The sequence below is a fragment of the Paraburkholderia sp. BL10I2N1 genome (genome assembly GCF_004361815.1).
GTDB lineage: Bacteria > Pseudomonadota > Gammaproteobacteria > Burkholderiales > Burkholderiaceae > Paraburkholderia.
This window is the reverse complement of the sequence record NZ_SNWA01000004.1, coordinates 212,385-224,624: the sequence shown is the minus strand read 5'-3', so window position 1 is coordinate 224,624 and position 12,240 is coordinate 212,385. Positions and strand designations below refer to the sequence as shown.

Here is a 12,240-nt window from a genome sequence, read left to right as displayed (position 1 = left end):
CGCGCCGACCAGGGATTCCCCAATCGGCACGACGACCCAGTGGTGACGGCAGATTCGAGCGAGGTGCACTGTGCAATTCGTTTGCCTCAGATACCCACGATTTTTTGCCGATTTATTGAGCATTATTTTCTGACTTTTTTTCGTCTACTTTGCAGCAGGTGGCAGTGCATGCATTGCATACGCAGAGCGAACCGGCTGTCATTGCCCCTTTCAGAATCGCGGCGAAGTCATTGAGGCGAAATCATGACGACACCCCTTGAAAGTCTCCATTTGCCTGCGGATGTGCAATCGCGCAGCGCTGATCGCCCAAGGTATCGGATCTGTGCCGCGTGCAAACGCACGCGAACATCGACATCGCGATTGGCGACGATTCGACGGACGACCGGACACAACGGCTCATCGACTCGCAATACCAGCATGACCCGCACATCCGCTACGTGAAAAACGAGCCGCCGCTCAGCCAGGCGCGCGAATGAGTGCAATACCCTGACGTTCAAGAGGTGTCTCGATGACAAGCACGCCCTCTCGTCTCAAATTCGTTGGACTAGTCGCCACGGTGATGTTTGCCGTTTCGACCGGCTCAGGCGCTCAGGCGCAGACCCCGGCGGCAACGGCGCCCGTACCCCTCGTGCCTCACAGTCATCCTGGACCTGCCTCAGGACCCGAGGTGCCGCCCGCGAGTGCACTCGATGGATCGCCTGTGAGCCAGCAGAATCTGGGCAGCGGCATGAATCCGGACAGCGTTCCGAGCGTGACGGGACCCGTGGTGGATGCGCCGCTTCTGGCTCCCGCGAATGCGAGTGCCGCGACGCGCGCACTGACACCAGGCGCTGCCGCTGCTCTTTCTTTCACCGCGACAGACTGGCCCACGTTCGGCATGAACGCCCAGCGGACCGGGAACAATCCCGTCGAGACCGTGCTTGCGACATCGAATGTGGCGAGTTTGCGGACCCACTGGACGACGGATCTCGGTGGCCCCATGCTGACCCAGCCGACACTGGCGGCAGGCGTAAGCATCAACGGGGTGCTGACCGATGTTGTCTATGCAGCGACGCTGCAGGGGGACATGTTCGCGCTGAACGCATCCACCGGGGCGATCATCTGGACGCAACACGTCACGCCCGTGCACACCACCTGCAGCGACTTTGCTGCATCAGGCGGCAACATCGGGTTCATCGGAACGCCTACTATCGACCGTACCAGGAACCAGCTGTACATCGTGAGCGGGGACGGTTTTCTGCACGCGTACAATCTGGCCACCGGCGCGGACCTGCCCGCGCTGCACGTGATGATCCCCGATGCAGCGAACGTGGCTCCGAAGACCTACGTCTACGGCAGCCCGACCCTCAGCGTCAGTACGCGATATGGCACCTCGCTGTACCTCACGACGGCCAGCACCTGTGATATGACGCCGTACCACGGACAGGTCGTGCGCGTATCGATCCCCGACGGAGCGATCCTGCAGCGCTGGTACCCGACCGGTGCAACCGGGCCAAATGGCGGTGGTATCTGGGGACCGGGAGGCGTATCGGTCGTGCGGGGCGGGTCAGCGGTCTACGCCCTGACGGGCAACGCATTCGCCAACCCGCAGAACGCCGCGTTTGCAGAACACGTGGTCCAGCTCACCAGCAGCCTCGCAGTGACCGCGTCAAACTCGCCGATGCCTCCGGCCACGCGAGACGCGGACTTCGGTGCGACGGCACCGCTGTTCCAGCCTCGTGGCTGCCCGCCAATGCTTGCAGCGTTCCAGAAGACTGGCAACCTGTTCATCTATAACCAGACCACCATCCAGTCCGGCCCGATACAAACGCTGAATATCAGTCAGCCCAGAGATTCTGGGACCAACATCGGTCTGCCAGCGTTTGACCCGGTGCTGAAACAGCTATATATGGCGGCTCCGTCCCATTCGCCCACCGGCTTCGATAACCACGGGCTCCTCGCTCTGGGCATCAGCGGCACCTGTTCCGTCAGCCTGGCCTGGCAGCAGCCGGTCGGCAAAGATTCGATTTCTGACAACCCGGCGATCTCCCCTGTGGTCGCAAACGGGGTGGTGTATTACGCCGACGGTATCTCGAAGCAGGTGTTCGCCGTCGACGCGAAGAGCGGACAGATACTCTGGAGCAGCGATAACCTCCCGGTTGCTGAGCGGCCTACGAGCGCCATCCTCACGTCGCCGACGGTCGTCAACGGACAGCTTTTCGTCGCGGGCATGGACCACATGCTTCGCGCCTTTGGTCTCTAGCCCGTCACATGGGCCGGGACCATAAGTGTGGGGATGTCATCGACAGTTCGATTACATGGAATCTAGTCCGACGCTGCGGTTACGCGTGCGACGGCTCCGACTGCCCCAGGAGTCCAGCGATAAACAACAATGCTGGACCCTTTGTAGTTGTCCTTCGTGATTACGTACTCCCCGGTCGATCGCAGGTATGACCTGAGGCCGTACACCGAATCCACGTCATTGCCGACGTCCACCCTGGCGGGGTTGGTATTGATCAATGTGATGTCCAGGCTACCTGTGTTGAGATTGAAGGCGTCGATGTTGGGCACGGTGTGTACGTATCCGACGAACAGATAGTTACCTGCTGCCGTGATTGACTTGGCGTTGGGGCTGGTGATGTTGATCACCGGATTCGGCGAGGTGTGGTTTCCTGCGCGCCAGCCGTGATACACCTCGACCCTCGCTCCTATCGACGTCCAGTCTGCGCTCCCGACAATGCCTTGCGCCAGGATCATGGTGTCGCTGTCCGCGAGGTAGATTATTCGCGTCATGGGTCTGATGGACCTCGGCGTGGGGTACTTCACTGCTGCTCCCCAAGTCGGCTTGCCGTTGGCATCAAAACCAGTCAGCGGGTAGTAGTAGATGTGGTTCGTCCTGTCGAGGCCAGCCCAAATGTTTCCGTTGCTGTCGAGGCAGAATCCGTCTGTGACCTGTGCAGTCGTATTGAACGCCGCACCCGGCAGCGACGCGTCCGGTATAGCGATGTAGCCATTGGCCGCATTGAAGTGGAAGAAGTGGAAGATGCCGGGATTCTGGCCGGCTGCCACAAGAATCCGGTTTGCGCCGACGGTGGCGATTTGCGCGAAGTGCTGGCCGCGCTGGCCATCATTGATGTCGATTCGTGGATCGGACGGATAGTCGAATGGATCGACGGTGTTGGCCACGAAAGTTCCGCCGGCGGTGCCGGTGTAGACGTTGAAGCCTCCGTAGAAGTACGCGCCGTCTGTACCGGGGTCCGGAGCGGCGTTGCCTTCAAAGTTGAGTGCCTGAAGCTTCCATCTCAGGTTGCCCGCGCTGTCGTAGGCGTGAATGTCGGTGTTGCCGTTGCGGCCGAGGTCCCAGGTTCCACCCCATGGGTTGTTGAGTACATACAGGTTGCCGGCGGCGTCTTTGCCGATGCCGGCAACGCGGGTGAACCGCTTGTCGCCGATCTGACCTTTGATTCCAGCGGTCGTGTCGAGATATCCGCCCTGAATGCCGAACGTGCCGACCTGCGTTGGTCCGCCCAGGATACTGTAGATCTTGATGTTCATGTCGGGCCCCTCGTCGCCAGCCATGAGCTGTCCTGTCGTCGCGTCGAAATACAGCGCGGACGGTCGAGAGGCAGCGGACATCTGAATTGTGTTCAGCGGGGATCCGGCCGGATTGAATTCGAGGATGGTGCCCGCGCTCTTCTGGGCAACCCAGATATTGCCGGCGCCGTCCACGGCGAGCGCGCCAGGGCCTGACACATTGATATCACGCTGCCAGACGCCGTCGGTACTGAAGACCCGGACGCGATTTCCAGGAAAGTCGCTCGCATAAAGGAGTGAGCCTGATGTCGCGAGTCCCGTGACGACGTCGGCACGCGCCTCAGTCGTTGTCGCGCTAACGGGAATCACCAGGTCGCGAGTTTGACTCGTCCGGTTGTATCGCCCCACCCTTCCACTGCCGTCCTTTCTGCCGAACTGCAAAGCAACGAAGATTGAAGTTGCATTACCCGTAATGGCGCTACCCTGAAAGTCGTTGTGCAGCCCCATGGAACCCACGCTCTGGCCGTTCCGGTACAGGGCGACTCCACCTTCGCTTTCATCCCACAACGAGGACGTATAGATGACGCCTTCAGGCGCTACCCACATGGAACGTGCGCCGTTACCGACGTGGGCGGCAATCGTCCCAAATGTGTTCGCCAGCCAGTCGGTGGTGTACTGCGCCTGACATGCCGGTGCAATCGTCGCGATCAGTACAACGGCAGCCAATACGGCACGGATGCGTTTCGTAATCATGGCGATGTTCTCCTGAATGGTCGGCGAGCCTCGAGGGACGACGCACGCAACGAAGCTTCCTGGAGCGATCTTCAAACGGCCTCGGCGCTTGATCGCTTCGAGCGCGGGCATTGAGCAGGGTCTTGTCGGGAGCGGGTATGCTGATTGAGGCTGGGTGAATGCCGGGACGAGAACGCTACGCGGGCTGTCGGGTGCAGTGATTTGAATGGCGCGAATTGCGGGCGTCTCTGCGGCGAGCCCATGCGGAGCAATGGAAGCTGACTCCGGATAAAGGGGAAGGACATCGGCGCTCGTATCCAACGGGCGATGTTTTCGCTTACGGTCGATGCAGTTTTGGAGCGCATATGTCTTTTGCCCGTTGCGCTTTTAAAAACGGCTGAATCCTCTCGAAAACCGTCCGATAGCAATTTTGTAGCCGCCGGGAGGAATAGCGGCGACAGTTGATCGTACATCGAAAATGTTCGGACACGCCGTCACATAAATAAACAATATAAGGCGAGCCTGAATCTGATGTCATGGGCGCGAATGTGTCACGGCCGCCTGGGTCGGACCCTGCGAAAACCGGACATGAGGTAGCGGTTAAACCATGCGGTAAGTCTTCCGCCTGTGTTTAAGATTCTATGGTTTTCGTCAACACGGGTTAGCGCCGGCGAAGTGTTGGGCGTCGAATGATTGTCCAGATTTGCAGGCCGCGAACGCGGTGCGCAGCAGCTTTCGCGAGAAGATATCCAGGGCTTGGGTCGTCGAGACTCCGCGCGCACGGAGAGCAGCATAGATCGACCGTCCAACTTTGGTCCGGCTCGCCGCAGACGCAGCCAGGTAAATTTGCCTGCGCATCAGACTGGATTAAGCGTGGAAAGACGTCACGGAGCCCCTTGCTGCGGCAGCAACGCCCACTCGATCCGCTCGTTATCCGGGCCGCCTCGAAGCGGGTCCGAGCGCAATGCCGTCGAGGATCATCGCCGCCGCCTTTTCCGCGACCATCATCGTCGGCGCATTCGTATTGCCCGACGTGATGTTCGGAAAGATCGAGGCATCCACCACCCGCAGGTTGGCCACACCATGAACCTGAAGCTGGTCGTTCACCACCGACTCCCGCGCATCGCTTCCCATCGCGCATGTGCCGCAAAGGTGATACACCGAGCCGCTCTGCTCTCGAACGAACTGCAGCATGCTGGCTTCATCGAAGACGGCTGCTGCCGGCCGGGTTTCCTCAGCAGTCACCTGCAAGAGTGCCTGAGTGGCCGCAAGACGACGCACCAGCCGGGCGCCGGCTACGGCTTCCTGACGGTCGTGCTCCGTGGACAGGTAGTTCGGATCGATGCGAGGGGGTTCGTGGATGTCGGCGCTCGTGAGCTGGACGCTACCCCGGCTGGTAGGCCGGCATGGGGAAAAGATTGCAGCAGCATGCCCCGTGAACGTTTGACCATCGTCTTTCTCCAGGCAAGGTCGCCCAAAGGTTGGCGGAAGAGATGGGATCGCTGCGATGCCCCCACAGCGCACGCGCTCCCCGGCATATTCTAGGCCGTCGTTCGCAGCCGGGGCGCCTGAACCGTGTTACAGGACGCGAAGAACAGAACATCAGTGGCGACCCAAACACGCAATGATTGCATCCAGGTCAACAGCGCGCGACATGGAGTTGGCCGCTATCGAACTAGGCGTCTTCCATTACGATTCAGGTTCGGATGGTGCTGGAGCACCATCCGGTCCGCCTGTTCACAAACTTCTGGCGAGCATTGTGCTGACTTCTTCTTTGTGTTTTCCGTGACTCCATTCACTCGAGAGCTGGAGTCTCCGGAAAACCGGGCGCGGTTTCATGCCTACGCTCCAGAGCCGGTCACGATGGCGAGGCTTGGGCAATAATGCGTTGCGCTCAAGTATGGCGCTTGCTGTGAGCGGACTCCAGCAGCGTTAGACGTGGGTGGGTCGATAAAAACTGACGCATTGTTCGATCCCTCGGGAGCGGCGAGGGTCATCGTCACTTTCCACCAGTTGCCCGATTTCACCGCGCTCAGCGAAGTTGGCTGTCCGGCGCCCCATGTCCCTCGCACTACAGTGCCCGTATTCGTATTGAGGACCCAGCCAAATTCGGTCCCGCTCGGGTCATCGGTCTGGATTGATCCGCCAGGAAAGACCGTCGCGCTAGCGGTAGCGAGAACGTAGTCAGTGAAACTATACGATTGACCGCCCTGAACCCTGATGATTTCGTGGATATTTGAGACTGACGAGCCGTTCGTGCTGGTAACCGTTGCCGCCCCCTTGTCCACGCCCGATATATCGGGCGCAGGCACAGCGGTGCCGCCATTCTGCTGCGACCATGCATCGGGTGTGGCGAGACTCAGCGGCGAATTGAACAGGTTGGTTGCATAGCAGGCGGCCACGGCCTTATCAGCCGGGGGTCCATAAAAGCTTGCAATGCTCGCCTGGATCGCGTTGTCGGTCGTGTCGGATGTCGCCTTGGTGATCACCGCTCCTTCGAAGAATTGAACGGGAGCAGCGCTACCGTCGCCGCCTTCGCCAAGCGACAGACCGCCTTGCCATTGCCCGTTAAATGCATGGCCCGCGTCGTTGCCAAAGTTCAAGGCTTCTGGGGGCGCCTGGTCATAGAGTGCTGTGAGTACACTTTGCGAGGCAGAGCCGCCTTTGACTACGAAGATATTTGACGCGGTCACCGGTGAGTATTTGGAAAGCACCGTGACGAACTTTTCTCTTGCAGGCTGCTGCGGGCCGTAGAGATAAACGCCCGCCTCTGCGTCCACGCCCGGCCAGTTAATATCGAGTGCGTTGCATACGGGGTCTTTTACGTTGGGTGCCTGGTTTGAGTCACCATCACAATAGCCAAAAACAGCCGCGTTGCCGTTTGAGAATGCCAACGCGAACATTTCGCCTTCGACTTCTCCATGTGCATAGGTGCTGGAGTTGGCGCTGCTTTCCATATTTCCGTATGTCCCGCAGCAAGTAGAGGACTGGCTATAGTGCGCCCCCGCCACCATATATTCGGCGATATCGCTGTCACCGATCGACTGGTTCACCGTGCCGAACCTGTTGCGGTACGCTTGTCCCGCCAAAGTACCCAAAGCCGGAATCTGGGCGCCTTGCAGCGACACGAAGCCCAGCTTTGCCGGTGTGCCAGAGAGCGCCGGCAAATCGTTCCCGATAGATAGCTGGAGGGTCGGTGACTGGTTGGTGAGCGCGGTGGGGGGCTGGAGCAGTTGAACGGTCAGTGTTCCACCGGTTCCTGGAAGCGTGATCGTCGCAAAGCCGTTGAGGACCGGAACAGTCATCGTTTTTTGCGACCCTGACCCGCTATCAGGAACGGTCAGTGACTCCGTTCCGTCCTGGTTGAGTGTGAGGGTGGCCGGCACATTGCCAAACGCTCCTCCTTTGAGGGATGCAACCAGGTCGATCTGATCGTAAATGTAAGTGACGGAACAGGTTGTATTGGTGCAGAACGCGTTTGCGCTTTTGACATTGGCTGAGCCAATCAGCGTGTGGTCACCGCCGTTCGGCAAGGTACTCGACGTATAGGGATAGATGTCCTGCGTTGCATTGTCAGACGCCCGTTGAACCTGGAATAACGGACCCCTGTAGTTCCTTGTTAGCAAGCGTGTCACGCTGTGAGCCGCGGAGCACGGCGTGTTGGCAGTCGCGGCGACGTCGCAAGGTAGCGAAACGTTCGTCTCTTGCGTTGATGCACTGAAATTTGACTGGGCTGCGGCATTCGTCGGTGACGAACTTACATTCGACACACCTGCCGCTTGAGATGCGGACGTGCCGCTACTCTCTCCATTACATGCGGCAAGCCCGACTGTCATCGCCAACAAAACAGCAATTGATCCAATTCCTCTGGACATCATGACCTCCTCCTATGAAACCGCGCTTCCGATTGGATTCACACAACTTAGTTATGCAAACTGAGTTACAAAGAATCGTCATTGGTCAAGCAGGTATTCCTCGGAACTGTCATTCATTCCCTGCGGGTTAGAAATTGCGCTGCCGAGTGACGCAACGCGCCGTCTCGGCCGGGCTGCGCCTTCATCGGACGCCAGGCGATCCCGCACAGGTGCGGCTCGTGGCCGAAAAAGGCTCTCTCGGCCGCGCTACGCCCGGAAATGAGGTTGATCGTTTGGCAGACTGCAAAGATGTCAGCATGCTGCGCGGCGGTCGGACTGTCGAACCGCACAGCCTGACCGTCAGGCGGAATCTCGCCGGCGGCTTGCGGCAGCATGGCGCTCCTCGCGTTCGCTGGTGCCGGTGGCTAGTACACGGGGTCAGCGGGCAGCATCGTCACCATCCCTTGCAGCACTCCGCGGCTCACCATGGTCGTCTCCATTGTCGTTGCATCGATTGTCTGCCCAGAGGGGCAGTATCAGATGAAGCGCGGCGGTACGGCGGCCTCACAAGGTGATAATATTAGTCAAGAATATCACTTCGCCGCCTCGGGACAATCCCTTATGTCTGCATAAGGAGATCAAGCAAGTGCGCCTAGATATTGCGGCAAGCACGCGTATAGCCGTGCGTTTTAGCAATATTATTGCTCATATTAAAACTAATAAACTGACCGGTCTGCCTTCTGCCGCTTGCCGCGCCTCCTGTTTTTCTGGACACAGATTTGGGGTAAAACGTGGGTCCCAAACTGGAGTTGTTGATGTTGAAGAAAACAGATGTAAACGGGGTTGCGCCAGAGGCGCTGGAAGGAGCGCGTAGCGCGACTGGAAGCGCCTCTGGCGCCGCCGAAGTCAAGCGTTGGTCGACCGGTCGCAAACGCGGCGTGGTGCTTCGGTTGCTGCGTGGCGAACCCGTCGACGCCGTGTCCCGTGAAGTCGGTGTGACGATCGCCGTGCTCGAGCAATGGCGTGAGCTGGCACTGGCCGGCATGGAGGCCGGCCTGAAGGCACGCACCAGCGATCCCCTGGAAGCCCGGCTCAATGACGCCGTGCGGCGCGTCGGCGAGTTGTCTATGGAAAACGAGATCCTGCGCAAGGAACGTGAACTGCAGGCCCGTCGCCCTTTGACCGCTCGGAGATCGTCGACATGAGCCGCGCGATCTCCGTTAGTGCGAACAAGCCCTTTGGATTGCAACGGGTTTGCCAGGTGCTCGGATTCCCCCGCTCGACGATCTATGCTGTCCGCGCGAGGACAGCGGACAACGTGGTGCCGATCATCCCGGGCCGCCGCGGCCCGAAACCGAAGATGCCCGATGCTGACCTGCTGAAGGCCATCCGCGACGATCTGGTGGCTTCCCCCTTCATCGGCGAGGGGCATCGCAAGGTCTGGGCGCGCTTGCGTATCCTGCACGACATCCGGGTCTCCCGGACCCGCGTGCTGCGACTGATGCGCGAGCACAGCCTGCTGTCGCCGCACCGGCAAGCGCGAGGCGAACCCAACCTTCACGATGGCCGGATCACAACCGATTGCCCGAATGAGATGTGGGGCACCGACGGCGTGCGCATCGCGACCGTGGACGACGGCATGGTGTGGATCTTCTCGGCCGTTGATCATTGCGACGGCATGTGTACCGGCATTCATGCCGCGAAGATTGGCGACCGCTTTGCTGCCCTCGAGCCGATCTCCCAGGGGCTGCTGGACGAATTCGGTTCCGTGCTCGCCGATGCGGGCCGCGGGCTGTCGCTGCGTATGGATCACGGTTCGCAGTACACGTCGGACGACTTCCGTAACCAGATCCGGTTCTGGGGCATCGCGCCGAGCTATGCCTTCGTCGCCGAACCCCAGACCAACGGCGTCGCCGAGCGATTCAACCGGACAATGAAGGAACAGGCTATTCATGGACGCATCTTCAAAAACCTGGAGGAAGTTCGTGCCGCCGCCATCGCGTTCAAGGATCGATACAATCGCGACTGGCGTCTTGAAAAGTTGGGCTTCAAATCACCCCTCGAAGCCCGTCAGGAACGGCTGATGAAGCTGGCCGCCTGAGCTGCAAAAGCGTGTCCAGACAACCGGAGCCGGTACATGCCTTCTGCCGCTATTGGCGACAAACTTGTGCCCGGAACCTATGCGATTTCTCGTATGGAATAACGTCTCCGTAATTTCGGGGCTGGTAGTGATGCTTGCCGGTTGCTCCGTGAGTAGCGACGACTCGAATACAACCGGAACACGGTATTCCGGTCAGCTACGTCACCTGCAAAATCAGGCGCGCGCGATCGTGTTGCCTCATCTCGATGACGCGGTGGCGAAAGCCATTGGAGAAAAGAATCCAGTCGGCTTATTGGGTCGTCTTACCGGTGCGCCTGCGCATCGTTCATTGCGAATGGCTTTCATCATGAAGACTTGCGGACCTTGCTTGCCCATTCGCAACGAACGCACGGTATCGCTTCGAATAAGGATTTAAACGCATTTCCCCCGACGCCCTGGGCTGTCCACGTTATGTGCGTCAGGCCACAGAACCGCCCCGCACAGCGACGTACATTGGAAGCGCCACAAAACGCGGCTGCGCGCGGCGAACACCCGTCTGCCACGCTCCGACGTCAAGTCATCGCACTCCCGCCAGACGGGTTGCGCCTCTGTCGAACGGTGACCAATAAAACAGTTCGTCGGGAGACTCGAAATGAACAGGTTGCTTGCCACTCTGCTCTTGATTCCCGCCGCCACTGCTTTTGCACAGGGAACGGGATTCCCCGACGGCGCCACCGCTCCCAGCGCGGTCGACATCCAGCAACGCCTCACAGGCAAGGCGTTCGATCTCAAACTCGCCGACGGCAGCATGTGGCATGTCCAGTACGGCAACAGCGGTGACTACGACTTCAAGTCGAGCAAGGGATTCGCCGATCACGGCGACTGGAAGGCGGAGGACGGCAGGATCTGCAGCAAGGGCATCAAGATGCCCTACTCTTGCAACGACGTGCGCATGAAAGGCGACGACCTGTACCTCAAGCGCGATAGCGGCGAGATCGTGGAGTTTGTCGAGGCGCATTGAACGCCACCGCGAAAGAAGCGATCGCCCGAACGGGCGGCGTCGAGACGGCTTCTCGGCCGAGTAATCGCACCCTTCACCTCGGACCTCCGCCGGTGACTTGCGGGAAACGAGAGTTTGTCAAAGACCAGTAAGGCGAGTCGAGACGTGATGAGCGTCGCAACGCATTGGTCGTGCCGCCCGTCATTCCAATCGATTCCGTCATGAACAAACGCATAGGGCTATTCCGTTTTAGTTACGCGACTCGGCCGCCAACGCGTTTATTGGCCTGGCTGCTGGCGATATCTTTGATCGCGCCTTGCTACCCGTCCCGCGCTCAATCACTCCCCAAGGTCGTCGACATCCCTACCCGCCCCGGAGTCACCCAGCGGTTTCTTTTCATTGCGCCGGATGCGCCAAAAGCCGCAGCGATTCTCTACGCCGGTGGGCACGGCGGCTTGCAGTTGGACCGGTATGGGACGTTCGGCTGGGGGGAAAACAACTTCCTCGTCCGTACCAGATTGTTGTTCGTCAACGATGGGATTGCTGTGGCCGTCATTGATGCACCGAGTGACCGGCAGTCAGCGCCGTACCTGAATGGCTTTCGACTCACGCTGGAACATGCCGAGGACGCTCGCGCCGTAATCGCCTGGCTGCGGGAGCAGTTGCACGTGCCGGTCTGGCTTGTCGGAACCAGTCGCGGCACACAATCTGTGGCTGCGATTGGAATTGCGCTTGCCGGCGGCGGGCCCGACGGCATTGTGTTGACCTCGACCATCTTACGGGACGACAAGGGAGGTGACCCGGTCACCAGTATGAATCTGGCTGCCCTCAAGATTCCCGTGCTGGTGGTGCACCATCAGGACGACGGTTGCAGGTATTGCCCCGTGTCCGAAGCGGATACGCTCATGCGCAAACTGACCGACTCACCCAGAGAGAACCTTATGATCGTGTCAGGGGGCTCTTCCCAGGGGGACCCATGCGAAGCGTTCCCGTATCACGGACGGCGTAGAGGGTGACGTGATCCATAGCATTTCGGCGTGGATGCTCGCACGTTGAACGCG

Annotated in this window: 10 protein-coding genes; 6 read left to right on the top strand and 4 right to left on the bottom strand. The window is 59.6% G+C overall.

The features are described from left to right. Nucleotides 1-329: 329 nt before the first annotated feature. On the top strand, nucleotides 330-476 hold the full coding sequence (locus B0G77_RS43745; RefSeq protein WP_166656407.1) for a glycosyltransferase family 2 protein: 147 nt from the start codon (nucleotides 330-332) through the stop codon (nucleotides 474-476). A gap of 224 nt (nucleotides 477-700) precedes the next feature. Beyond that, nucleotides 701-2,242 (top strand): PQQ-binding-like beta-propeller repeat protein, encoded by a 1,542-nt coding sequence (locus B0G77_RS42340; RefSeq protein WP_243751531.1) that lies wholly within the window; start codon nucleotides 701-703, stop codon nucleotides 2,240-2,242. 62 nt (nucleotides 2,243-2,304) lie between these two features. Here the strand turns inward: B0G77_RS42340 and B0G77_RS42335 are convergent, their stop codons facing one another. The 4 genes from B0G77_RS42335 to B0G77_RS42320 all read right to left on the bottom strand — a co-directional run bounded on the left by B0G77_RS42335 (nucleotide 2,305) and on the right by B0G77_RS42320 (nucleotide 8,494). After that, the gene (locus B0G77_RS42335) at nucleotides 2,305-4,266 is read right to left on the bottom strand and encodes an SMP-30/gluconolactonase/LRE family protein (RefSeq protein WP_133667928.1); all 1,962 of its coding nucleotides are present in this window, start codon (nucleotides 4,264-4,266) and stop codon (nucleotides 2,305-2,307) included. A 909-nt stretch (nucleotides 4,267-5,175) separates the two neighbouring features. After that, nucleotides 5,176-5,769, bottom strand: coding sequence for a GMC oxidoreductase (locus tag B0G77_RS42330; protein ID WP_133667807.1), 594 nt, complete (start codon nucleotides 5,767-5,769; stop codon nucleotides 5,176-5,178). A 317-nt stretch (nucleotides 5,770-6,086) separates the two neighbouring features. Next, nucleotides 6,087-8,123 (bottom strand): arabinofuranosidase catalytic domain-containing protein, encoded by a 2,037-nt coding sequence (locus B0G77_RS42325; RefSeq protein ID WP_133667806.1) that lies wholly within the window; start codon nucleotides 8,121-8,123, stop codon nucleotides 6,087-6,089. 110 nt (nucleotides 8,124-8,233) lie between these two features. Then, nucleotides 8,234-8,494 (bottom strand): hypothetical protein, encoded by a 261-nt coding sequence (locus B0G77_RS42320; protein WP_133667805.1) that lies wholly within the window; start codon nucleotides 8,492-8,494, stop codon nucleotides 8,234-8,236. A 420-nt stretch (nucleotides 8,495-8,914) separates the two neighbouring features. Between B0G77_RS42320 and B0G77_RS42315 the strand changes: the two genes are divergently transcribed. From B0G77_RS42315 to B0G77_RS42300, 4 genes are all read left to right on the top strand, one after another. After that, entirely contained in the window at nucleotides 8,915-9,304 is a 390-nt protein-coding gene (locus B0G77_RS42315; RefSeq protein ID WP_133661086.1) for a transposase, read from the top strand. Continuing rightward, on the top strand, nucleotides 9,301-10,200 hold the full coding sequence (locus B0G77_RS42310; protein ID WP_133661607.1) for an integrase core domain-containing protein: 900 nt from the start codon (nucleotides 9,301-9,303) through the stop codon (nucleotides 10,198-10,200). Before B0G77_RS42315 ends, B0G77_RS42310 begins: the two co-directional genes overlap by 4 nt. Before the next feature lie 631 nt (nucleotides 10,201-10,831). Then, a complete protein-coding gene (locus B0G77_RS42305) occupies nucleotides 10,832-11,200 on the top strand; it encodes a hypothetical protein (RefSeq protein ID WP_133667804.1) in 369 nt (122 codons plus the stop codon). 200 nt (nucleotides 11,201-11,400) lie between these two features. After that, a complete protein-coding gene (locus tag B0G77_RS42300) occupies nucleotides 11,401-12,195 on the top strand; it encodes an alpha/beta hydrolase (RefSeq protein WP_243751530.1) in 795 nt (264 codons plus the stop codon). Nucleotides 12,196-12,240 lie beyond the last annotated feature (45 nt).